Origin of the sequence: Caulobacter mirabilis, from assembly GCF_002749615.1 — a bacterium.
Classification (GTDB): domain Bacteria; phylum Pseudomonadota; class Alphaproteobacteria; order Caulobacterales; family Caulobacteraceae; genus Caulobacter; species Caulobacter mirabilis.
The window spans coordinates 709,106-729,939 of the sequence record NZ_CP024201.1 but is presented as its reverse complement, the minus strand read 5'-3'; the positions used below and the strand labels follow the sequence as shown (position 1 = coordinate 729,939).

23 protein-coding genes are annotated in these 20,834 nt (G+C 70.7%); 14 read left to right on the top strand and 9 right to left on the bottom strand.

What is annotated here, in order from left to right:
• Positions 1–56: 56 nt before the first annotated feature.
• From pseI to CSW64_RS03550, 3 genes are all read right to left on the bottom strand, one after another.
• Positions 57–1,112, bottom strand: a complete 1,056-nt coding sequence (pseI, locus tag CSW64_RS03560) for a pseudaminic acid synthase (protein ID WP_099620809.1) — start codon at positions 1,110–1,112, stop codon at positions 57–59.
• Between the two features lie 64 nt (positions 1,113–1,176).
• Positions 1,177–2,019, bottom strand: a complete 843-nt coding sequence (locus CSW64_RS03555; protein WP_245863821.1) for an alpha/beta hydrolase — start codon at positions 2,017–2,019, stop codon at positions 1,177–1,179.
• Positions 2,019–2,330 (bottom strand): glycine zipper domain-containing protein, encoded by a 312-nt coding sequence (locus CSW64_RS03550; protein WP_099620808.1) that lies wholly within the window; start codon positions 2,328–2,330, stop codon positions 2,019–2,021. Before CSW64_RS03550 ends, CSW64_RS03555 begins: the two co-directional genes overlap by 1 nt.
• Before the next feature lie 60 nt (positions 2,331–2,390).
• On the opposite strand from CSW64_RS03550, the gene trxB reads away from it, so the two are divergent.
• Genes trxB through CSW64_RS03535 form a run of 3 tightly spaced genes read left to right on the top strand, consistent with a single transcriptional unit; the run spans position 2,391 to position 4,521 of the window.
• Positions 2,391–3,398, top strand: a complete 1,008-nt coding sequence (gene trxB, locus CSW64_RS03545; protein WP_099620807.1) for a thioredoxin-disulfide reductase — start codon at positions 2,391–2,393, stop codon at positions 3,396–3,398.
• Positions 3,395–4,024, top strand: coding sequence for a hypothetical protein (locus tag CSW64_RS03540; RefSeq protein WP_150131320.1), 630 nt, complete (start codon positions 3,395–3,397; stop codon positions 4,022–4,024). The genes trxB and CSW64_RS03540 overlap by 4 nt, the downstream gene beginning before the upstream one ends.
• The gene (locus CSW64_RS03535; protein WP_099620805.1) at positions 4,024–4,521 is read left to right on the top strand and encodes a GNAT family N-acetyltransferase; all 498 of its coding nucleotides are present in this window, start codon (positions 4,024–4,026) and stop codon (positions 4,519–4,521) included. The genes CSW64_RS03540 and CSW64_RS03535 overlap by 1 nt, the downstream gene beginning before the upstream one ends.
• Here the strand turns inward: CSW64_RS03535 and CSW64_RS03530 are convergent.
• Entirely contained in the window at positions 4,518–5,735 is a 1,218-nt protein-coding gene (locus tag CSW64_RS03530; RefSeq protein WP_099620804.1) for a winged helix-turn-helix domain-containing protein, read from the bottom strand. The two genes, CSW64_RS03535 and CSW64_RS03530, sit on opposite strands and share 4 nt — an antisense overlap.
• A gap of 117 nt (positions 5,736–5,852) precedes the next feature.
• Here CSW64_RS03530 and CSW64_RS03525 point away from each other — a divergent pair, with 117 nt between their 5' ends.
• Positions 5,853–7,301, top strand: a complete 1,449-nt coding sequence (locus CSW64_RS03525; protein WP_099620803.1) for a S41 family peptidase — start codon at positions 5,853–5,855, stop codon at positions 7,299–7,301.
• Positions 7,302–7,482: 181 nt separating this feature from the next.
• Here CSW64_RS03525 and CSW64_RS03520 read toward each other — a convergent pair whose 3' ends face one another.
• Positions 7,483–8,682, bottom strand: coding sequence for a cell wall hydrolase (locus tag CSW64_RS03520; RefSeq protein ID WP_245863820.1), 1,200 nt, complete (start codon positions 8,680–8,682; stop codon positions 7,483–7,485).
• Positions 8,679–9,158, bottom strand: coding sequence for a Dps family protein (locus CSW64_RS03515; protein WP_099620802.1), 480 nt, complete (start codon positions 9,156–9,158; stop codon positions 8,679–8,681). Before CSW64_RS03515 ends, CSW64_RS03520 begins: the two co-directional genes overlap by 4 nt.
• A 243-nt stretch (positions 9,159–9,401) precedes the next feature.
• Between CSW64_RS03515 and nadA the strand changes: the two genes are divergently transcribed.
• Both nadA and CSW64_RS03505 read left to right on the top strand, forming a co-directional pair.
• Entirely contained in the window at positions 9,402–10,487 is a 1,086-nt protein-coding gene (gene nadA, locus CSW64_RS03510; protein WP_099620801.1) for a quinolinate synthase NadA, read from the top strand.
• A 16-nt stretch (positions 10,488–10,503) separates the two neighbouring features.
• Entirely contained in the window at positions 10,504–12,024 is a 1,521-nt protein-coding gene (locus CSW64_RS03505; RefSeq protein WP_099620800.1) for an L-aspartate oxidase, read from the top strand.
• Positions 12,025–12,032: 8 nt separating this feature from the next.
• On the opposite strand, the gene CSW64_RS03500 is transcribed toward CSW64_RS03505, so the two are convergent.
• Positions 12,033–12,617, bottom strand: coding sequence for a hypothetical protein (locus tag CSW64_RS03500; protein ID WP_099620799.1), 585 nt, complete (start codon positions 12,615–12,617; stop codon positions 12,033–12,035).
• A 52-nt stretch (positions 12,618–12,669) separates the two neighbouring features.
• Between CSW64_RS03500 and CSW64_RS03495 the strand changes: the two genes are divergently transcribed.
• The 4 genes from CSW64_RS03495 to CSW64_RS03480 are packed head-to-tail and all read left to right on the top strand — an operon-like array spanning position 12,670 to position 15,518.
• Positions 12,670–13,263, top strand: coding sequence for a TetR/AcrR family transcriptional regulator (locus CSW64_RS03495; protein WP_172448445.1), 594 nt, complete (start codon positions 12,670–12,672; stop codon positions 13,261–13,263).
• Positions 13,260–14,105, top strand: coding sequence for a carboxylating nicotinate-nucleotide diphosphorylase (nadC, locus tag CSW64_RS03490; protein WP_099620797.1), 846 nt, complete (start codon positions 13,260–13,262; stop codon positions 14,103–14,105). The genes CSW64_RS03495 and nadC overlap by 4 nt, the downstream gene beginning before the upstream one ends.
• A 25-nt stretch (positions 14,106–14,130) precedes the next feature.
• Positions 14,131–15,057 carry an ADP-ribosylglycohydrolase family protein gene (locus tag CSW64_RS03485; protein WP_216361226.1) on the top strand — a complete coding sequence of 309 codons (927 nt, stop codon included), beginning with the start codon at positions 14,131–14,133 and terminating at the stop codon, positions 15,055–15,057.
• Positions 15,057–15,518 (top strand): hypothetical protein, encoded by a 462-nt coding sequence (locus tag CSW64_RS03480; RefSeq protein WP_099620795.1) that lies wholly within the window; start codon positions 15,057–15,059, stop codon positions 15,516–15,518. The genes CSW64_RS03485 and CSW64_RS03480 overlap by 1 nt, the downstream gene beginning before the upstream one ends.
• On the opposite strand, the gene CSW64_RS03475 is transcribed toward CSW64_RS03480, so the two are convergent.
• The gene (locus CSW64_RS03475) at positions 15,515–16,654 is read right to left on the bottom strand and encodes an acyltransferase family protein (protein WP_245863819.1); all 1,140 of its coding nucleotides are present in this window, start codon (positions 16,652–16,654) and stop codon (positions 15,515–15,517) included. The genes CSW64_RS03480 and CSW64_RS03475 overlap by 4 nt on opposite strands.
• Before the next feature lie 89 nt (positions 16,655–16,743).
• On the opposite strand from CSW64_RS03475, the gene ygiD reads away from it, so the two are divergent.
• Positions 16,744–17,517: a 4,5-DOPA-extradiol-dioxygenase gene (gene ygiD / locus CSW64_RS03470; RefSeq protein ID WP_099620794.1), complete on the top strand. Its 774-nt coding sequence runs from the start codon at positions 16,744–16,746 to the stop codon at positions 17,515–17,517.
• A 147-nt stretch (positions 17,518–17,664) separates the two neighbouring features.
• Here the strand turns inward: ygiD and CSW64_RS03465 are convergent, their stop codons facing one another.
• Positions 17,665–18,360, bottom strand: coding sequence for a DJ-1/PfpI family protein (locus CSW64_RS03465; RefSeq protein ID WP_099620793.1), 696 nt, complete (start codon positions 18,358–18,360; stop codon positions 17,665–17,667).
• 79 nt (positions 18,361–18,439) lie between these two features.
• Between CSW64_RS03465 and CSW64_RS03460 the strand changes: the two genes are divergently transcribed.
• The 3 genes from CSW64_RS03460 (at position 18,440) to CSW64_RS03450 (ending at position 20,814) form a co-directional block, all read left to right on the top strand.
• Positions 18,440–19,378, top strand: a complete 939-nt coding sequence (locus tag CSW64_RS03460) for a GlxA family transcriptional regulator (RefSeq protein ID WP_099620792.1) — start codon at positions 18,440–18,442, stop codon at positions 19,376–19,378.
• A 53-nt stretch (positions 19,379–19,431) separates the two neighbouring features.
• A complete protein-coding gene (locus tag CSW64_RS03455) occupies positions 19,432–19,902 on the top strand; it encodes a MaoC family dehydratase (RefSeq protein ID WP_099620791.1) in 471 nt (156 codons plus the stop codon).
• Positions 19,903–20,031: 129 nt separating this feature from the next.
• Positions 20,032–20,814: an SDR family NAD(P)-dependent oxidoreductase gene (locus CSW64_RS03450; RefSeq protein ID WP_099620790.1), complete on the top strand. Its 783-nt coding sequence runs from the start codon at positions 20,032–20,034 to the stop codon at positions 20,812–20,814.
• Positions 20,815–20,834 lie beyond the last annotated feature (20 nt).

The following is a 20,834-nucleotide window of genomic DNA, read 5'->3' as shown; positions in this document are numbered from 1 at the left end:
CTTCGTCATCCTGAGGAGCGAGCTTCAAGCGAGCGTCTCGAAGGACGCACCACGCTTCAGCCCACCATGTCCCAGGCCAACGGCTCGCCCCGCTGGAGGTCGCGCGCGGCCGCCTTCCCCAGCACCCGATCCAGCTCCGCCGGCGGCAGGCCGTTGCCCGGCCGCACCGAGCGGACGTTGGCCCGCGTCAGCGCCTCGCCGGCCTTCACGTCGGCCGTCACATAGAGCGACCGGCGGAACAGCAGGCTGCCGCGCTCGCTGCCCAGCACGTCGTAGTGGGCCCGGCCGAGCGCAGCCCAGGCGTCCTTGGTGTCGCGCACCAGGGCCGAGAACTCCGCCGGCTCAAGGCTGAACGCCGCGTCCGGCCCGCCGTCGGCCCGAGCCAGGGTGAAATGCTTCTCGACGGCGCAGGCGCCCATGGCGACCGCCGCGACCGAGGCCGCCGTGCCCGGGGTGTGGTCGGACAGCCCGATCGGCGTCCCGAACCGCGCCGCCATGTCGCTCACCGTGCGCACGTTGGCGTCCTCGAAAGTGGCCGGATAGCTCGACACGCAGTGCAGCAGCAGCACTCCGGTCGCGCCGGCCGCGAGGGCCGCGTCGCGAGCGGCCTCGATCTCGGCCAGGTTGGCCATGCCGGTGGAGATGATCAGCGGCTTGCCCTGGCTCGCCGCGTAGCGGATCAGCGGCAGGTCCACGGCCTCGAACGAGGCGATCTTGTAGGCCGGCGCATCCAGGTCGGCGAGCAGATCGACCGCCGTCTCGTCGAAGGGGCTGGAGAAGATCGTCACCCCCCGCGCCTTCGCCCGCTCGAAGATCGCCGCATGCCATTCGAAGGGCGTATGCGCCTCCTGGTACAGCTCGTAGAGGCTGCGTCCGTCCCACAGGCCGCCGTGGATGCGGAACTCCGGCCGATCGACGTCCAGAGTGATGGTGTCGGCCGTGTAGGTCTGGATCTTGATGGCGTCGCAGCCGGTGTCCGCCGCCGCGTCGACCATCGCCAGCGCCCGGTCGAGACTGCCGTTGTGGTTCCCCGACAGCTCGCAGATCACATAGGGCGGATGATCCGCGCCGATGCGTCGGCCGGCGATGATGATTTCAGGAGCGCTGGTCATGGCAGGGTCCGGTTCGCCTGGGACGAAGCGACTCTAGCCTGCTTCGTCCCGCGCGCGCGGACTTTCACTGCGCCGCGATGTAGCCCTGGGCTTTCAGGAAGGCGTTGATCTTGGCGTCGCCGTCCTTGTCCGCATCTGGGTCGACGTCGAAGTCGCTCTCCTGATTGGCCAGGTTGCGGGTCAACAGGTGGCCGAGCCCCGGATAGACGTTCAGCTCGCAGACGCCGCCAGCCGCCTTGAGCCCGCCGCAGAGCGCCTCCGCGCCCTTGAGCGGCGTCAGCGTGTCCTTCCCGCCCTGCACGATCACCGTCGGCGGGCCGCCGCGTCCGGCCAGACTCGTCGGCGAGATCCTCGCCGGGTCGGCGCCCTTGAGCAGCCTGCGGAACCAGCCGTCGCCGGCCAGGTCCAGCGCCGGCGACCACAGGGCCATCAGGTCCGGCCCCTTCCGTCCGTCGGGGCAGGCGCCGAGCCCGGCGGAGGCGACCAGCTGGCCGCCCGCGCTGACCCCGTAGCCGGCCACGCGCTTGGGATCGACGCCCAGGCTAGCGGCGTTGGCGCGCACCCAGGCGAAGGCGTCACAGGCGTCGGCCAGGGCGTCGAGCGGCGTGGCGCTCTCGCCGGACAGCCGATAGCGGACGGGGATCGCCACCAGGCCTTGCCGCCTCAGGATCTGCGCGGCGGCGAAGGTCCATTCCGGCGCGCCCGCGGTCCAACCGCCGCCGTGCAGCAGCACCACCGCCGGACGGGGCGTCGTCCCGGCGGGCCGGAAGACGAAAGCCTCCAGCGCCTGGGAGTCGACGTGCTTATAGACCTGGATCTCGAAGGCGTTGTCGGCTTCGGCCGCCATGGTCGGCGACGCCGCCAGGCAGACCAGGGCCGCCGCCGCGGAAACAAACTTCGCGAGCATCAGTCCCCGCCCCCGCCGCCGCCGTCGCCGCCGGAGTCACCCCCGCCGGAATCCCCGCTGTCCGAACCGTCGGCGTCCTTGCTCCGCGCGCCCGCATCGACATGGGTCACGCCGCCGCTATCGCCGCCGTCCTTCTTTCCCGGACCCTTCTGCGTAGCGCCGATGGCGCCCATCATCGCGACGCCCAGACCCCCGCCGAGCGCGACGCCCAGCGCGATGCCCAGCGCCAGATTGTCCGTCGCCACGCCGAACGCCGTGCCGATCGCAATGCCTGCACCCATGCCGATCGGCAAACCCGCGGCAGATTTCATTCGAGCCCCCTCGCGCGGCGCCCATCGCGCCCAGGCGGAATCATCCCTAAATTAGCGGCCATGTCCACGTCCGCTCCCCGCACCACCCGCTGCCTCATCATCGGTTCCGGCCCCGCCGGCTGGACCGCCGCCATCTATGCCGCCCGCGCGCTGCTCAAGCCGGTCGTGATCCAGGGCATCCAGCCCGGCGGCCAGCTGACCATCACAACGGACGTCGAAAACTATCCAGGCTTCGCCGATGTCATCCAGGGGCCCTGGCTGATGGACCAGATGAAGGCCCAGGCCGAACATGTCGGCACCGAGATCGTCAGCGACATCGTCCTGTCGGCCGACCTGTCGAAGCGGCCGTTCCATATCAAGACCGACAGCGGCCAGGAGTGGCTGGCCGAGACGCTGATCATCGCCACCGGCGCCCAGGCCAAGTGGCTGGGGCTGGACAGCGAGCAGCAGTTCCAGGGCTTCGGCGTCAGCGCCTGCGCGACCTGCGACGGCTTCTTCTACCGCGGCAAGGAGGTCGTGGTGGTCGGCGGCGGCAACACCGCCGTCGAGGAGGCGCTGTTCCTGACCAACTTCGCCAGCAAGGTCACGGTGGTGCACCGCCGCGACGAGTTCCGCGCCGAGAAAATCCTGCAGGAACGCCTGTTCGCCCATCCCAAGATCGAGGTGGTCTGGGACAACGCCATCGACCAGGTGATCGGCGAGACCGACCCGCTGGGCGTCACCGGCGTGCGGCTGAAGAATGTGAAGACTGGTGAAACCCAGGAGCTCAAGGCGGACGGCGTGTTCATCGCCATCGGTCACGCCCCGGCCTCGCAGCTGTTCGCCGGCCAGCTGGAGATGGACTCCAGCGGCTATCTGAAGGTGACGGCTGGCACGGCCTCGACCGCGATCGAAGGCGTCTACGCCGCCGGCGACGTCACCGACGACGTCTATCGCCAGGCCGTGACCGCCGCCGGCATGGGCTGCATGGCCGCGCTGGAAGCCGCCCGCTTCCTGGCCGAGAAGGACCACGAAGCCGCCCAGCATCCGATCGCCCACGCCGAAGCCCAGAAGATCGGCGCGTGGTGACCCGGGGGCTCCTGACCGCGGCGGCCGTGGCGAGCGCCTGGCTCGGCGGCGCCGCCCTGGCGCAGGAGCCTCTTTCCGCCGCGCGGTGCGCCGTGGCCGAGATGACCGCCCCCACGAGCGCGGTCGAACGCCATGACGGCCAAGGCGGAGACCCCTTCGCGCGCATCGCCGCCTGGCGCGCCCTGGCGGGGCGCGAACAGGACGGCCTGCGCCTCTACACCGAGGCCCTGTCCAGCATGGGCTCGGCGCCGAAGACGGCGAAGCGCGCCAGCGAACAATGCGCCAAGGAAGACCCCTTCCGGCGCCTGCCGACGATGACCCCGCCGGTGGCCGGCAACGGCCTCGCCTGCCTGGCGCCCGTGGATGCGGCGAGCAAGCTGGCGCTGGCCGCCATGTCGACGCCCGCCGAGCAACGCACCCCCGCCGCCCTGTGCCAGGCGGTCACCGAGGTCGAGCACATGCTCGCCGCCGGCCAGAAGGCGATCGAAGACGGCATCGTCCCTTGTGCGGACCCCGCGGGCTCCTGGGCTTCGATGGGGTCCAACGCCTTCATGTACCGGCTGCTGCTCGTCGCCTCGGATCAGAAGATCGACTGCGCGGCGGTCGACCAGCCGGTCGTCCCCTGATGCTGGTCCGTCCCGCCACGACCACCGACCAGGCCGCGATCCATGCGGTGGTCGAAGCCGCCTTCGGCCAGCCCGACGAGGCCGACCTCGTCGACGCCCTGCGCGCCGACGGCGACGCCCTGTTGGAGCTGGTCGCCGAGGACGAGAGCGGCGCCGTGATCGGCCATCTGCTGTACAGCCCGCTGGCGACCGACACCGGGGCGGTCTTCGCCGCCCTGGCCCCGCTGGCCGTCGCGCCCGGCGAGCAGCGCACGGGCCTGGGCACGATGCTGATGGAGGTCGGCCACGCCCTGCTCGCCGCCCAGGGCGTCGACGCCGTCATCGTGCTGGGCCACCCCGACTACTACCCGCGCGCAGGTTTCTCAGCCGCCGCCGCCAAGACCGTGAAGGCCCCCTTCTCCGGCGAGCATTTCATGGCCCTGGCCCTGACGCCCGGCGCGCTCGACCGGCCGGTCGCGGTCACCTACGCCAAGGCGTTCGGGATTCCGTCGCCCTAGAGATACGGCGCGCAACCAGGTTCCGGGCCGGTTCGTTCGACCAGCGCCACGCACAGCCGTCGAGCGCCGGCGGCGTCGCCGGACCGGGCCAGCACGGCGGCCAGTCCCGCCGTCGCCGTCCGGTGCAGCGGCGCATAGGCCAGCACCCGCCGATACCAGAGCTCGGCCTGCTGACCGCGCCCCGCCCGGGCATGACGGTCGGCGATCACCACGCCCAGCTCGGCGCGCCAAGGCCGCACCCGCGTCGGCTCGCGATCGGCGACCCGGGTCATAGCGTCGTAGGCCCGCTCGAAATCGGCCAGGGCCTCGGCGTCGCGTCCCTGGATATCCGCCACGTCGCCGAGATTGATCAACGCGCCCCAGGCGTCCGGATCCAGCGCCACGGCGCGACGGTAGGCCTCTGTCGCCCCAGCGAAGTCGCCGCCCGCCGATCGCACGAAGCCCAGAGCGCGTTGCACGCCGGCGTCGTCCGGCTCCAGCCGCACGGCGCCCTCGGCCAATTCCAAAGCCCGCGTCAGGATCCGTCGCGCCTGAGGCGTGCGCGTGCGGCCGCTCGCCAGCGCCTGGCGCAGATCGGTGCGGCCGATCTCGGGGCGCTCTGGCCCCTCTGGCCAGCGGACGACGCGCTGAACCAGGGCGTTGGCAAGGCCCGCCTGAGCCGGCGCGTACCTTGGATCGGCGGCGATCACCCGCTCGTAGAGGGCGATGGCCGCCTCGTTGTCCGCCCGCGTGTATTGGAAGTAGAAGTCGTCGGCGAGGCCGGTCAGCCGCGCGCTTTCCGCCGTCCGCGCGGCCTGCCCGCGCCAGACCACCCCGACACCGACGACTGCAAACAGGACCGCCGCGACGACCGCCAGCACGATCCAGCGCGGCTTGGGCTTCGAAACGGCGACCGGAGCAGCTTCCGGCGCCAGCAACCGATATCCCCGCTTGGAGATGGTCTCGATGTAGCGTGGCGTCTTGGGGGCGTCGCCGAGCGCCCGGCGCAGCTTGGACACGCAGCGCGCAAGCGTATCCTCTCCGACCACCACGCCCGGCCACAGTCGCTCGAACAGGATCTCGCGCGGAATCACCTCGCCCGGCCGCTCGGCCAGCAGGAACAGCAGGTCCATGACCTTGGGCTCGACGGCGACCTCGCCTGTCGGGCCGCTGAGACGGCCGGACAGGCGGTCGGCGCGCCACTCTCCGATCCGGATGGAGGTCGACTGCGTCACGATGCTCGACCGACCCCCGTCAGGATTTCGTCAGGAAAACAGGACCAAAGCGTCGTTGCAGCTTAGGGCGCCCCTCGCCTAGCCCTCAAGGCGTCGATCCCTTCCGAAGGACCCTCCATGCTCGGGCGCCTCCTGGCCACGATCCTGATCCTGTCCGTCTCGTCGCCCGTCACGGCGGCCGAGACCGTCTATCCCGTCGCGGCCGTGAGGGCGGACTTCGCCGCGCTCTACGACGGACTGAAGGAAGCTCACTACGACCTGTACGCCCATCGCTCGAAGGCCGAGTACGACCGGCTCCACGCAGAGATGCTGCGAGGGTTGGACCGGCCGATGACCAAGGCCGAGGTCGAGGAGCGGTTTCAGCGTTTCGCCGCCTATGGCCGCATCGCCCACGCCGTGATCTTGAGCGAGCACGACGGCTGGGAGGCCTATCGCAAGGCGGGCGGCCGGGCGTTCCCGTTCCAGATCCGCCCCGTCGGCGACCGGGTCTATGTCGGCGAGATGCTGACGACCCAGACCGGCGTCACGCCGGGCGATGAACTGCTGTCGATCGACGGCCGGCAGATCGCGGAATGGATCGAGCGCGTGAGCCGTTCGGCGTCGGCCGATACGCCCTACATGACCGGCGCCCTGCTTGAAGCCAGCTTCCCGCGGCGGCTCTGGCTGGAGGTCGGCCCGCGAGAGGCTTTCGACATCAGCGTGCGCAAGCCCGATGGCGAGAGCGCCACACTGCGCATGCCGGCCACGACGCGGAACGAGGCCGCCGCGGCCGAAGCCGCCCGGCCGGCCGCCTTCGCCCTGAACCCGGAAACCCGCGAGGCGCGGATGCTGGCGGGCGGCGTCGCCTATCTGAAGCCGGGCCCCTTCTACAACGTCGCGCCCGGCGCGCCCGACATGTGGGACAGTTCGACCTACATCCCCTTCATCGACCGCGCGTTCGAGGATTTCATCGCCGCCGGCGCGACGGATCTGCTCGTCGATCTGCGCGACAATCCGGGCGGGGACAATTCGTTCAGCGACCCGATGATCGCCTGGTTCGCCCAGCGGCCGTTCCGCTTCTACTCGCGGTTCGAGATCAAGGTCAGCCCGCAGACCACGGCCTCCAACCAGGCGCGGCTGGACATCTCGGGCGCACAGGAGGACGGCGCGTCAGCCCGCATGGCGGCGCTGTACGCCGGCGCTCGGAACGGTTCGATCGTCACCCTGGACCTGCCGTTCGCCCAGCCGCGCCCGGGCAAGCGGTTCACCGGCCGGGTCTGGCTGCTGATCAACCGGCATTCCTACTCCAACACCGTGACCGTGGCGGCGCTGGTCCAGGACTACGGCCTCGGGACGGTGCTGGGCGAGGAGACCTCCGACATGGCCACGACCTACGGCGCGATGGAGACCTTCGCCCTGCCGCGCACCGGGGTGAAGGTCGGCTACCCCAAGGCGCTGATCATCCGGCCGAACGGCGACCGCCGCGCGCGCGGCGTTACGCCCGACATCGCCATCCCCTCGCCGATCGCTCCGGCCGCGGAGGACGAGGTTCTGAAGAGCGCACTGGCGATCGTGCGGAAACGCTAGGGTCCGGACTCGACTGGGACCTCGGGATTTCAGGGCCTTAGCCGCATGCCCTTCCGCCCGGTCGCCCCGGCGAAGGCCGGGGTCCAGTTCGCAGCGCCGTGTTTTGCCGCGAAATCACCCGTCACCGGGCCTGAAGCTGGATCCCGGCACTCGCCGGGATGACTGGAATTGAGAAAGGCCCCTAGGGCGACTTGCGGCCCAGCGGCAGGTCCCCGGCGTTCGGCGCGGGCGTCGGCGCAGCCGGCGCGGTGGTCATCGGCGCATTCGGGTCCTCCAGCGCCTTGAGCCGGGCGTTGATGTCGGCGATCTCCTGCGCGGTCGGCTGGCGGCGGACCGGGGTCAGAGCACCCGGCGTGCGCGGCGCCTGGCCCGGCAGGCTGACGGTCTCGACGGCGTAGGTGCGGGTGGTCCCGTCGACGGCCAGGGTCAGGGTCCGCACGCGGCCGGGCCCAGCCGCCGAGGCCGCCATCAGACCGTCGCCCTGGAACTGAGTGCGGGCGTCGAGCCCTTCCAGGATGGCCAGGGACAGGTTGTTCTCGCCACCGGCGTAGCGGCCCGTGAAGGCCTTCGGCATGCCCGACGGCCCCGTCCAGCGATAGAAGATGTGCCGACCGATCTTCTCGATCTTGTAGAGGGTCGGCGCCCAATAGGGGGCGACATAGTCGGCGTGGTAGTGGGTCGCCGTGCCCACCGACTTCAGCACGAAGCCGTTCAGCGCCTGTTGGGCCACGCCGCGGGCGCGGTCCCACAGCACGGCGTTCGGGACCCGCGCCAGCGAACCGTCGCAGGTGAAGCTGAACTGGCAGCCGGTCACACGCTGCGAGCCCTGGTAGACAACGCCGCAGACCGACTTCGGATACCCCGGATGGCGCAGGCGGTTCAGCACCGTCTGGGCGACGGCCTGCATGCCCTCGACGGGCTCGGTGGCGGACTCGTAGTAGATGGCCTGGGTCAGGCATTCGAGCGCCTGGGTCCGGTCGTCGGCCGAGGCCTTCAGCACGAACGGGCGCGCCGGCAGCGGCGGATCCAGCCCGACGGGCCGCAGGGCGTTGATGAATTCGGCGTCGGCGGTGGTGAAGTTGAAATCCTCGGCCAGCGTCGGCGCGTCGGCGAGATCGTAGCGCTCCCAGCCTTTCACCCGCCCCCAGCTGTCGACCCGGCGCGAACCGTCGTGGCGCTGGATCAGCGCCAGCATGGCCGGGTCCATGTCCGCCGTCATCCGCTGCAGCGCCGTCTCGGAGAAGCCGCGGCTGACCGCCGCGACGCCCTCGGTGCGGCCGGAGCCGGCGGGCTTGCGATAGTCGGTCATGCACGCGGAAAGGCCCGTCGCCAGAATGACGACGAGCCCCTTGGTCAGAGTCTTTTTCAGGCCGAGGCTCACTTGGCTCCGAGCGTCGAGCGCAGCATCCAGGCGTGCTTCTGGTGCGCGGTGCGGCGGCCGGTGGCCAGGTCGACTGTGACGTCGTCGCCAACCTTCTCGCCCAGAGCGATGACATCGCCCAGGGTGGCGATGACGGTCTCGTGGTCGGTCTTCAGCTCGCCGACCATGGCTTCCCAGCCATTCTCCGGATCACCGTCCTTGATGGCGGTCAGGTTGCCGAAGGCGCCGCCGCTCTGCGGTGCGAACTCTCCGAGCGCCCGGATCCGCTCGGCGATCTCGTCCAGCGCGGCCCACTGCTCGGTGTACTGGTCCATGAACAGGGCGTGGAGCGAGGAGAAGTTCGGCCCCCGCACGTTCCAGTGATAGCCGTGCGTCTTCAGGTACAGGGCGTAGGTGTCGGCCAACGCCTTGGACAGAGCCTGGGCGAGCGCCGCGCGGTCCTTGTCGCTGATGCCGATGTCGATCTTCTCAGCCATTCGGGATCCTTTCGTGCTCACTCCGATTTAGGGGCCCGGGCGCGCACGGCCAACCCCCGCCCTTCCGGCGAACCCCATAACGCTCAGGGCGGCAAAGGGTTTGCACACGGGGTAACGAAGGTCTATATCTGTCTTGCGGGTTATGCTCATATGTAGCATAAGTCGCCGCCGCCGGGACGGATTGTCCGTCACCGGCATTTTACAGGCCCCTGAAATGCTCAGTTTGAGCATAAGGAGGATCGGATGGCCGACGGGTTCGCGTCCCTGCCCTTCACCCCTGAGGTGGAAACCCTCACCGCTCCCTTGTGGGAGAAGGTGAAGTCCAAGGTCACGCCCCTGGAATGGCAGCTGCACGCCCCGCTGATCGCCGAGATCAATCGGATCAAGCGCGAGAAGAACGCGGTCATCCTGGCCCACAACTACATGGCGCCGGAGATCTTCCACGGCGTGGGCGACTACGTCGGCGACAGCCTGGGCCTGGCGCGCGAGGCCGCGCGTTCGGACGCGGACATCATCATCCAGGCCGGCGTGCACTTCATGGCCGAGACCAGCAAGGTGCTGTGCCCGGACAAGAAAGTCCTGATCCCCGACCTGAAGGCCGGCTGCAGCCTGGCCAGCTCGATCACCGGCGCCGACGTGCGCCTGATCAAGCAGCGCTACCCGGGCATCCCGGTCGTCACCTACGTGAACACCACCGCCGACGTGAAGGCCGAGACCGACGTCTGCTGCACCAGCGCCAACGCCGTGCAGGTGGTCGAGTGGGCCGCCAAGGAATGGGGCGTCGACAAGGTCATCCTGATCCCCGACGAGTTCCTGGCTCGCAACGTCGCCGCCCAGACGGACGTGAAGATCATCGCCTGGCAGGGCCGCTGCGAGGTGCACGAGCGCTTCAACGCCCAGGACATCGCCGACATGCGGCAGGCCTGGCCGGACGCCCAGATCCTGGCCCACCCGGAATGCCCCGAGGAGGTGCTCAGCGCCGCCGACTTCGCCGGCTCGACCGCCGCGATGAACGATTGGGTCGTGGACCATCAGCCCAAGCAGGTCGTGCTGATCACCGAATGCTCGATGGCCAGCAACATCCAGGCGCAGTCGCCCGGCACTCAGTTCATAGGTCCTTGCATGATGTGCCCGCACATGAAGCGCATCACGCTGGAGAACATCCTCGACGCCCTGGTGAATGAGCAGTTCGAGGTCACCGTCGAGCCGGAGCTGGCCGAGCGCGCGCGCCTGGCCGTCCAGCGGATGATCGACATGCCGCCGCCGGCTCAGCCGGCCCGCTACGACCTCGTGAAAGCGCAGCACCACGTCGCGGTGGAGCTGATCTGACGGAGAGGATGGACCGGTGACCAACCGCCATCACCACGACGGAGTCCTGATCGTCGGCGCCGGCCTGGCCGGGCTGTCGGCGGCGCTCTCGGTCGCCCCCCGCAAGGCGCTGGTGCTGTCGCCGACGCCGCTGAACCAGGGCTGCTCGTCGGCTTGGGCGCAGGGCGGCATGGCCGCGGCCCTGGCCGACGACGACGCGCCGGCGTTGCACGCCGCCGACACCATCGCGGCCGGCGCCGGTCTCTGCGACCCCGCCGCCGTCGAGATACTGACCGCCGAGGGCCCCGCCGCCGTCCGCAAGCTCGCCGCGCTCGGCGCGCCCTTCGACCGCACCGAGACGGGCGACTTCGCCCAGAGCCTCGAAGCCGCCCACAGCCGCGCCCGCGTGGCCCGGGTGAAGGGCGACCAGGCCGGCCGCGAGATCATGCGCGCGGTGGTCGCGGCCGCCTTCGCCGCGCCGCACATCGAAAGCCGCGCCGGCGTGCGTGTCCGCGCCCTGCTGCAGGACGCCGAGGGCCGGGTCCGCGGCGCGATCACCGAGCACCGCGGCGTGCTGTGGGAGATCACCGCCGACGCCGTGATCCTGGCCACCGGCGGGCTGGGCGGCCTCTACGCCGTCACCACCACGCCGCCGGAGGTGAAGGGCGAGGGTCTCGGCCTGGCCGCCATGGCCGGTGCCGTGATCGCCGATCCCGAATTCGTCCAGTTCCACCCCACGGCCATCGACGTCGGCCGCGATCCCGCCCCGCTGGCCACCGAGGCCCTGCGCGGCGAGGGGGCGGTGCTGGTCAACGGCCTGGACGAGAGCTTCATGGCCGCCTACCACCCGGCCGCCGAGCTGGCGCCGCGCGACGTGGTGGCCCGCGCCATCCATGCCGAGATCGCGGCCGGACGCGGCGCCTTCCTGGACGCGCGCCAGGCGGTGGGCGACCACTTCCCGACTGAGTTCCCGGGCGTGTTCGCCGCCTGCATGAGCGCGGCGATCGACCCGCGCAGCCAGCTGATCCCGGTCGCCCCGGCCTGCCACTACCACATGGGCGGCGTGGCCACGGACGCACAGGGCCGCACCAGCCTGGACGGCCTGTTCGCCGCCGGCGAATGCGCCTCCACCGGCGTCCATGGCGCCAATCGTCTGGCCAGCAACTCGCTGCTCGAGGCGGCGGTGTTCGGCGTCCGCGCCGGCGAGGCCGCGCGCGAGGCGACGCCGGCGCAGGCTCGCGTCCAGCCGGCCCGACCACTGCCCGACCTGAAGGGCGCCGCCCTGCTGACCCTGCGCCGCGCGATGAGCGCCGACGCCGGAGTGGTCCGCGACGCCCAGGGGCTGGAACGTCTGATCGACACGGTCGACGGCCTGAAGGCGGCGCACGGCGAGGGTCCGATCCTGACGACGGCGAGCCTCGTCGCCCGCGCCGCGCTGGAGCGCCGCGAAAGCCGGGGGGGCCACTATCGCGCCGACTTCACCGCCTCGCGGGAGCCGCCCGCCCGGACCTTCGTCACTCCGCCCGCTCTGAAGGCCTTGTGCGTCGCCGCCGAATGACCGGGACCTCAGACCGCGCGCGGGCGACGCGCCTTCAGGAAAGCCGCCAGCCGCAGCAGCAGCGCGGCCGCGATCAGCAGGGTTGCGGGAACGCCCACCCACGGCTTCTCGGGAATCCGGCCCACATAGCTGTTGGCGAAGATCAGCAGCACGATCCAGCCGCCGACCGTATGCAGCAGCTTCCAGCGGGCGCGTCCCATCCAGCGCACGGCCGCGTCGTTGGAGGTGAGCGCCATCGCCCCGATCAGGAGATAGCCCGTCCCGCCGCCGATGACGGTGATCCAGCCGAACGCATGGCCGAAGACCAGCCCCGTCAGGAGAATGAAGCCCAGGTGCACGAAGTGGTTGGCCGCGAAGGCCAGGCCCACGGCGCGGCGGCGGCGCAGCAGCGTCGTGCGCCAGCCCCCGGGCCACAGCGCCGCCAGGGACGAGGCGCTCCAGGCCGCGATGAACCAGGGGAAGGCCCAGCGCGCCGTCAGCCGCGCGCCCGCGCCGGCGCCCTCGACCGTCCAGCCGCCCTGCAGCGCCATTCCGGTCGCGCCGATGGCCAGCGCCGCCAGGGCCGAAAGCCCCACGATCGTTCCGGTGCGCATGGCGCAGCCCCTTGTCATACCGATGGTATAATCGGATCATACCGATAGTATGATGTCAATCGACGCTCGCCGCTCCAACCGTGACCGCCTCGTCCACGAAGCCCGTCGGCTGTTCACCGACAAGGGCTACGCCGACGTGTCCGTGGACGAGGTCGCGGCCGCCGCGGGCCTGACCAAGGGCGCGGTCTACTACCAGTTCAAGGACAAGACGGACCTGTTCCGCGCCGCCTGCGCCGCGTTGCTGGCCGAGATCGGCGCGGCGCTGGACCGCGGCGTCATGGGCGAGGTCGAGCATTCGGTCGACGAGATCGTCGCCGGCGGCGACCAGTGGCTGGACATCTGCGAGGCGCCGGAAGTCCGCCGCCTGCTGCTCGTCGACGGGCCGTCGGTGCTGGGCGTCGAGGGCTGGAACGCCCTGTTGGAGCCGCTCGGCGTCGGGCTGATCGCTCACGCCCTGGACCATCTGGTCGAGGCCGGCCTGCTCGACGCCGACGCCGTGCCCGCCCTGTCCCACGTCCTGCTCGGTGCCTTCGTCCAAGGCGCCCTGCGCATCGCCGCCTCGCCCGACCCACAAGCCACGGGTCGCGAAGTTCGCCACGCCATCCGCCTACTGACCGAAGGCCTGACCCAGAGGAGGGTCTCGTGACCCCGCCGCTTCCTGACCTGATCATCGACCCGATCGTCCGCGCCGCCCTAGCCGAGGACCTTGGCCGCGCCGGCGACGTCACCGCCCTGGCCTGTATCGACGCCGACGCGCGCCTGACGACGACCTTCGGCGCCCGCAAGGAAGGCCGCGTCGCGGGCCTGGCCTGCGCGCGCCTGGCGATCGCCGCCCTGGACCCGACCGCGACCTTCGAGGTCGTCACGCCCGACGGCGCCGACGTCGCGGCCGGCGGCGTGCTGGCCCGGGTCGACGCCAACGCCCGCGCCCTGCTGTCGGCCGAGCGCACCGGGCTGAACCTGCTGGGCCGGCTGTCCGGCGTCGCCACCCTGACCCGCACCTACGTCCGCGCCGTCGAAGGCACGAAGGCCCGGATCACCGACACCCGCAAGACCACGCCCGGCCTGCGCGCGCTGGAAAAGTACGCGGTCCGTTGCGGCGGGGCGGTGAACCATCGCTTCAGCCTCGACGACGCCATCCTGATCAAGGACAACCACGTCGCCGCCTGCGGCGGAGTCGCCAAGGCCATCACCCGCGCCAGGGCCTTCGCCGGCCATCTGATGAAGGTCGAGTGCGAGGTCGACGGCCTGAACCAGCTGGCCGAGGCGCTCGACGCCGGACCGGACGTGATCCTGCTCGACAACTTCAGCCTCAAGGACCTGAACATCGCCGTCGGGATGGCCGGCGGCCGGGTGGTGCTGGAGGCCTCGGGCGGGGTGAACCTCGACACCGTCCGCGCCATCGCCGAGACCGGCGTGGACGTGATCAGCGTCGGCGCCCTGACCCATTCCGCGCCGGTCCTGGACATCGGTCTGGACGCGGCCTGAAGCCATGACCACGCGGCGGGACCGAATGGCGGGAGGACTCGTCGGCCTGCTGGTCGGCGACGCCCTGGGCGTGCCCTACGAATTCCACCCCGCACATGCGATCCCCAGCCTCGATGCGATCGAGTTCGAGCCGCCCCACGACTTCCGCCGCTCGCACGGCGCGACGCCGCCCGGGACCTGGTCGGACGACGGCGCCCAGGCGCTGTGCCTGCTGGCGACTCTGCTGCATCGCGACGGCTTCGACGCCGGTAACTTCGCCAACCGGCTGACCAACTGGCTGGACCACGGCTACCTGGCCGTCGACGGGCGAGTCTTCGACGTCGGCAACCAGACAGCGGAGGCGATCGGCCGACTGCGACGCGGCGTGGAGCCGCTGAAGGCCGGCGGCGAGGCGGAGTTCAGCCAGGGCAACGGCTCGCTGATGCGCGTGCTGCCCCTGGCCCTCTGGCATCGCGGCCCCGACGAGGCGCTGGTCCGCAACGCCCATGACCAGTCGCGCGTCACCCACGGCCATCCGGTCGTGTTGGCCTGCTGCGCCCTCTACTGCCTGTGGGCCCGCCGCCTGCTGGAAGTCCATCCGCAGCCTTGGGAGGACGCCCTCTCCGCGCTCCGGGCGATCTACGCCGACCAGCCGCGCCTGTTGGAGGCCCTCGAAGACGGCGTCCGCCCCGACGCGGCGCATACGCCCGGCGGGTCCGGCTTCGTCGTCGACAGCCTGTTCAGCGCTCGCGAGGCCCTGAGGGCGGGGTCCTACGAGGTCGTGGTGAAGACGGCGGTGTCCTACGGCGAGGACACCGACACCACCGCCTGCATCGCCGGCGGTCTGGCCGGGATCCGCGACGGCGTCGAGGCCATCCCCTTGCGCTGGCGGGACGGCCTGCGCGGCCAAGACGACCTGGCGCCGCTGCTCGAGGGCCTGCTGGCGGCCGTCGCCGCCGAGGAGATCGGCTGATGCCCAGGCGTATCGAAGGCGAAGTGGTGCGCCTCCAGTGCCGTAGCTGCGCCTCCATCTTCCACGCGTTCACCTTCTCCGGCGACACCGACATGGTCACCGGCGACCTCGCCTTCGCCACCAGGGTCGACAGCGCCGAACTGGCGCTTGCGGAAGCGCCGTCGGCCGATAGGCTCGACGAGGACGACGGGGCGCGAGAGGCTCTGGAGGCGCGGATCGCCGACGCCCTGGGACGACCCGGCTTCCGGGCGCCGCGCCTGCTACGTTTCGAGGAGCCGCCCCCGCCGCCCGATCCCGCGCAATGGCAGCACTATCGGGCGGCCAAGGTCGTATATCAGTGCATCGCCTGCCCGACCGGCGAGGCCGTCGAGATCACGCGGCTGAGCGTTCGCGCCTTCGTCCGGTCCAGCGGACGGATCAACCTGCTGGGCGACCTCGTCCTGGACCAGGCGGGCGGCTAGACGGACGCGGGCGTGGGCTCGACGGGCGCGGCCGCCGGGGCGGGCCGCTTCAGTCTCGGCGCCAGCCACTTCTGGATCGGCTCGTCGACGAAGCGGTGGAACAACGCCGCCGCGACGAAGGCCGCCGGCAGGCTCATCGCCCAAAGGCTCCAGTCGATCCAGGCCGGCAGGGCGACGCGGCCGCGCAAGGCCTGCAGGGCGCCGAACCAGAGCAGGCCGGTCACCGCGTGGGTGATGAACAGGGCGAAGGACAGCTTGGCCCCCTGCTCGATCAGCGCCGACGGCCTGGCGACCGGCAGGCGGCCGAACGACAGGACGATGGCCGCGATCGCGGCGATGCTGGGCAGGTCGAACCGCCCGGCGATCTGCAGCAGCACGACGGCGGCCAGCGACAGGCCGGCCATGATCTTCGCCGCGCCGACCGACGGGCGACCGGTCTCCACCAGCCGGGCGATGCATATCCCCAGCAGGAACAGCGGCGCCGCGCGGATGACGCCGAAGTGGAAGTCGAGATCATAGATGTGGCGGCCCAGAACGATCGCGCAGATCAGGTCGCCCAGCATCACCGCCGTCAGGCCGAGGCTCAGCAGCGCGGCCGGACTGTTCAGCCGCGAGATCCATCGCCAGGCCAGAGGGAAGGCCGCATAGCAGACGATCAGCGCCGACAGCGACCAGCTCTGGTGATTCCACCCCTCTCCGCCGGGGACGCCCCAGGCCTGAACCAGCAATGCCTGCATCGCCAGGCCCATCGCGGTGAAGTGTTCGGGGTTGTTCGGCGCCACGCCCGCGAGGCCCGCCACGGCGACGATCCCCGCCAGCGTCGCCAAGACCACGAGTTGTCCCGGCCAGATCCTGGCGATCCGCTTCCTTACGAACGCCAGCAGACCGATCCGCCCGGACATCACCTGGGCGCCATAGGCCCGGCCCAGAACGAAGCCCGACAGGATCAGGAAGAAGTCGGTGGCGAGGTAGCCGCGCTCGAAGACCGGGTGCAGAGTCTCCAGCGCCACCGGCGCATCGCCGCCGAAGTGGTAGAGGACGATCAGCAGCGAGGCGACGAAGCGCAGGGCGTCCAGCGCGCCGCCGCGACCCGCCGATGCAGGCGACGATGCAGAATGGGACAGTTCTCGCGCCAAGGCCGAGTCTCCGAGGGAATCTTCACCTCCGTTGCAATCGGCGCGCCGCGCCCCATCTGTCACCGATACGGTTACGATAAGGGTTCACGATGAGCGAACGCATGCCCGTCCTGTTCCTCGGCCACGGCTCGCCGATGAACGCGATCGAGGACAACGCCTGGCGCCGCGCCTGGGCGGAAGCCGGTCGGCGGCTGCCGCGCCCCAGGGCGGTGCTGTGCGTGTCGGCCCACTGGGAGACGATGGGCGCCGCGGCGGTCTCGGCCTCTCCCCGACCGGCGACGATTCACGACTTCGGCGGCTTTCCGCAGGCGTTGTTCGACGTCCGGTACCCGGCGCCCGGCGATCCGGACCTGGCGCGCCGCGTCGGCGAGCTGCTGTCGCCCGATCCGGTGGCGCAGCACCCGAGCCGCGGCCTCGATCACGGCGCCTGGAGCGTCCTGGCGCCGATGTACCCGGACGCCGACGTCCCGATCGTTCAGCTCAGCCTCGACCGCGCCAAGCCGAACGCCTGGCACTATGAGGCCGGCCGGAAGCTGGCGCCGCTGCGCGACGAGGGCGTGCTGATCGTCGGCAGCGGCGACATCGTGCACAATCTGCGCGCCGTCGACTGGCGCTCGGGCGCGATCCCCGACTGGGCGCCGCGCTTCAACGACCGCGCCAAGGCGATGATCGAGGCCTACGATCATCAGCCGCTCGTCGACTGGGAGGCCCTGGGGGCCGACGCGGCCCTGTCGATCAACAGCGCCGAGCATTACCTGCCGCTGCTCTACACCCTGGGCGCGGCTGAAGCGGGCGAACCGGTCGACTTCTTCAACGACGACATCGTCGCTGCGATATCGATGACCTCGGTCGTGATCGGATAGCATCGCTCAACAGGGACATGCTCGCGAAGCGTGCGTGTCCCCTTGATCGGTCGGGGACACGTACCGGCTGCGCCGGAACATGTCCCCGTAATCGTGCGCCAGTCGTGGTGAGCAGCGGCCGCAGGCCGCGTGCCGAGCCACGCAGGGCTAGACCGTTTCCTTCAGCTTCGCCGCCGCCTGCTGCGCAGCCGCCAGGCGAACCGGCATGTCCGCGCCGTACAGAGCCTCGATCCGCGCCCGGACCGGCGCCGGCGCCAATTCCGGCCGGCCGCTGTCGAACGGCGGCGCCGGGGCGTACTCGAGCGCCAGCTGCAGCCCCTGGGCGTAGGCGTCGCCGGCGATCTCGGCCGCCACGGTCAGGGCGAAGTCGATGCCCGCCGTCACGCCGCCGCCGGTGATGACATTGCCGTCCCGCGCCACCCGCGAGGCGTCGGGGATCGCTCCGAACAGCGCCAGCTGGTCGCGCCAGGCCCAGTGACAGGCCGCCCGCCTGCCGCGCAGCAGGCCCGCGGCCGCCAGCACCAGCGAGCCGGTGCAGACCGAGGTCACCCACGTCGCCGTCCCGGCCAGCCGGCGGACCTGTTCCAGGAACACCTCGTCCAGCATCGCCTCCGTCGTACCGAAGCCGCCCGGCACGCAGATCAGGTCGCAACGCTCGATGTCGAAGAAGGGCGTCAGCCGGGCGAAGGTCAGGCCGTCGGCCTCCATCTCGCCGCCCTCGACGCTGGCCACTGTCACCTTCGCTCCCGGCAGGCGCTGCAGGAACTGGTGCGGGCCGGTGAAGTCCAGGTGGGTGACCCCCGGATAGAGGGCGAAGACGATGTGCAGGCTCTTGTCGGTCATGGGGACGCCTCCGGTTGACGACGGCAACCTGCCAGCGCTAGCGTTCGGCAGAAATGAAAGACATCCCTCGTTTACAGCCATGCGCACGATCGGCGTCCTGATCTTCCCCGACTTCCAGCTGCTCGACGCGGCCGGACCGATCTCGGCGTTCGAGATCGCCGCCCGCTATGTCCCCGGCGCCTACGTCCTTCGAGTTCTGGCCAAGGAGGCCGGCGTGGTCCGCAGCTCTTCCGGCGTCGGCATGACGGCCGAGGCTCTGGAGGCGGCGCCACGGCTGGACACGCTCATGATCTCCGGCGGCGAAGGCACGCGGCGGCCGGCCATCTGCGGCGAGACGCTGGACTATGTCCGCGACGCCGCGGCGACCGCCCGCAGGACCGCCAGCATCTGCTCGGGCGCCTATGTCCTGGCCGAGGCGGGACTGCTGGAAGGCCGACGCTGCACCACCCACTGGGCGCGCACCGCCGACTTCGCCAAACGCTACCCAGGCGCCCGGCTGGAACCTGACCGGATCTGGACCCGGGACGGTCCGATCTGGACCAGCGCCGGCATCACCGCGGGGATCGACCTGGCCCTGGCCCTGATCGCCGACGATCTGGGCGACGAGATCGCCCGCAAGACCGCTCAGCAACTGGTCGTCTATCATCGCCGCCCCAGCGGTCAGTCGCAGTTCTCGGCCCTGCTGGAGATGGAGGCCGGCGGCCGGTTCGACCCGCTGCTGGTCTGGATGCGCGAGAACCTGCGCAACGCGCTGACCGTCGAGGAACTGGCCGACCGGGCGGCGATGAGCGAGCGCAACTTCGCCCGCGCCTTCGCCGCCGAGACCGGCTTCACCCCCGCCAAGGCCGTCGAGCGGCTGCGCGTCGAGGCCGCCCGGGCCCTGCTCGATTCCCAGCCCCTTCAGGTCGAGGACGTGGCGCTGGAGACAGGCTTCGGCGACGCCGAGCGCATGCGCCGCGCCTTCATCCGCGCCTTCGGCCAACCGCCCCAGGCGCTCCGGCGGGCGCGAGCGGCCTAGGGAGCCGCCGCCTTGGTTTGCTAAGCATGCGAACCGCTTTCCTGGAGGCCCGTATGTCCCTTCCGCCGATCTACGATCATCACCGGGTCGTTCCGGCCAAGACGTTCGACGACCTGAAGGTCGGCGACCGCTATCCGTTGCCGTCGCGCACCCTGGGCGACGGCAACTTCGCGGCCTTCCAGGCGGTCAGCCTGGACAACCACCCGATCCACTACGACGTCGAGTACTGCCGCGCGCTGGGCCATCCCGGGCCGCTGGCCCATGGGCTGCAGGTGCTGTGCTTCACCGCCGCCGGCGCGGGCCTGTTCCCGCACGAGATCGGCGACGCCCTGCTCGGCATGATCGAGGTCAAGGCCAAGGTGCTGAAGAGCGCCTATCCCGGCGACACCCTCTATCCGGCCCTGGAGATCACCGAGCTGAAGCGGCAGCGCACCACCGGCGTGGTCGCCATGCGGGCCTGGGTCGTGAACCAGAAGGGCGAGACCATCCTGGACGGCGAGCACGTGTATCTGCTCAAGCTTTAGGGCCGACCGGGGACATGCTCCGGAACGGTGCGTGTCCCATTCGGACGGTCCAGGTTTCCGGACGCGTCAACAAGGCTCTAGGCTGACGTAACGCGACCCCGCTTAAGGCTGTTCTCAGGGAGAAAAGCCATGAAGCTCGATTCAAGCATTTCGGCCGTCGTGACCGGCGGCGCTTCCGGCCTCGGGGCCGCCACGGCGCGGCGGCTGGCCGCCGACAGCGTCCGGGTCGCCGTCTTCGACCTCAACGAAGAGCTGGGCGAAGCGCTCGCCAAGGAGCTCGGCGGCGTCTTCTGCAAGGTCAACGTCGCTTCGACGGAAGAGGTCGACGCCGGCTTCGCCAAGGCCCGGGCCGCGATCGGCCAGGAGCGGATCCTGGTCAACTGCGCGGGCGTCGGCGGCGGCGCCAAGACCGTCTCGCGCGACAAGCAGACCGGCGAGATCAAGGAATACCCCCTCGACAACTTCGAGCGGATCATCGGCATCAACCTGATCGGCACCTTCCGCTGCATCACCAAGAGCGCGGCCGGCATGCTGACGCTGCCGGTGATGGACGACGGCGAGCGCGGCGCGATCGTGAACACCGCCTCGGTCGCGGCCGAGGACGGCCAGATCGGTCAGGTCGCCTACACCGCCTCGAAGGCCGGGGTGGTCGGCATGACCCTGGTGATCGCCCGTGACCTCAGCAACGAGAGCATCCGGGTGAACACCATCCTGCCCGGCATCTTCGACACCCCGTTGCTCGGCCGCGCGCCGGAGCATGTGAAGGCCGGCCTCGCCGCCCAGGTGCCGCACCCCCGCCGCCTCGGCGTGCCGGAGGAGTACGCCCACCTGGCCCACACCATGATCACCAACGGCTACTTCAACGGCGAGGACGTCCGACTGGACGGCGCCATCCGCATGACCCCCCGCTAGACATCAGAACAAGAACACGA

Coding starts and splice junctions, on each gene's coding strand:
- CSW64_RS03455 (WP_099620791.1), top strand. CDS start 19,432: ATGTCCCTTCCGCCGATCTACGATCATCACCGGGTCGTTCCGGCCAAG.
- CSW64_RS03450 (WP_099620790.1), top strand. CDS start 20,032: ATGAAGCTCGATTCAAGCATTTCGGCCGTCGTGACCGGCGGCGCTTCC.
- CSW64_RS03485 (WP_216361226.1), top strand. CDS start 14,131: ATGGCGGGAGGACTCGTCGGCCTGCTGGTCGGCGACGCCCTGGGCGTG.
- CSW64_RS03535 (WP_099620805.1), top strand. CDS start 4,024: ATGCTGGTCCGTCCCGCCACGACCACCGACCAGGCCGCGATCCATGCG.
- trxB (WP_099620807.1), top strand. CDS start 2,391: ATGTCCACGTCCGCTCCCCGCACCACCCGCTGCCTCATCATCGGTTCC.
- ygiD (WP_099620794.1), top strand. CDS start 16,744: ATGAGCGAACGCATGCCCGTCCTGTTCCTCGGCCACGGCTCGCCGATG.
- nadA (WP_099620801.1), top strand. CDS start 9,402: ATGGCCGACGGGTTCGCGTCCCTGCCCTTCACCCCTGAGGTGGAAACC.
- CSW64_RS03465 (WP_099620793.1), bottom strand. CDS start 18,360: ATGACCGACAAGAGCCTGCACATCGTCTTCGCCCTCTATCCGGGGGTC.
- CSW64_RS03525 (WP_099620803.1), top strand. CDS start 5,853: ATGCTCGGGCGCCTCCTGGCCACGATCCTGATCCTGTCCGTCTCGTCG.
- CSW64_RS03550 (WP_099620808.1), bottom strand. CDS start 2,330: ATGAAATCTGCCGCGGGTTTGCCGATCGGCATGGGTGCAGGCATTGCG.
- CSW64_RS03515 (WP_099620802.1), bottom strand. CDS start 9,158: ATGGCTGAGAAGATCGACATCGGCATCAGCGACAAGGACCGCGCGGCG.
- CSW64_RS03500 (WP_099620799.1), bottom strand. CDS start 12,617: ATGCGCACCGGAACGATCGTGGGGCTTTCGGCCCTGGCGGCGCTGGCC.
- pseI (WP_099620809.1), bottom strand. CDS start 1,112: ATGACCAGCGCTCCTGAAATCATCATCGCCGGCCGACGCATCGGCGCG.
- CSW64_RS03460 (WP_099620792.1), top strand. CDS start 18,440: ATGCGCACGATCGGCGTCCTGATCTTCCCCGACTTCCAGCTGCTCGAC.
- CSW64_RS03480 (WP_099620795.1), top strand. CDS start 15,057: ATGCCCAGGCGTATCGAAGGCGAAGTGGTGCGCCTCCAGTGCCGTAGC.
- CSW64_RS03495 (WP_172448445.1), top strand. CDS start 12,670: ATGTCAATCGACGCTCGCCGCTCCAACCGTGACCGCCTCGTCCACGAA.
- CSW64_RS03555 (WP_245863821.1), bottom strand. CDS start 2,019: ATGCTCGCGAAGTTTGTTTCCGCGGCGGCGGCCCTGGTCTGCCTGGCG.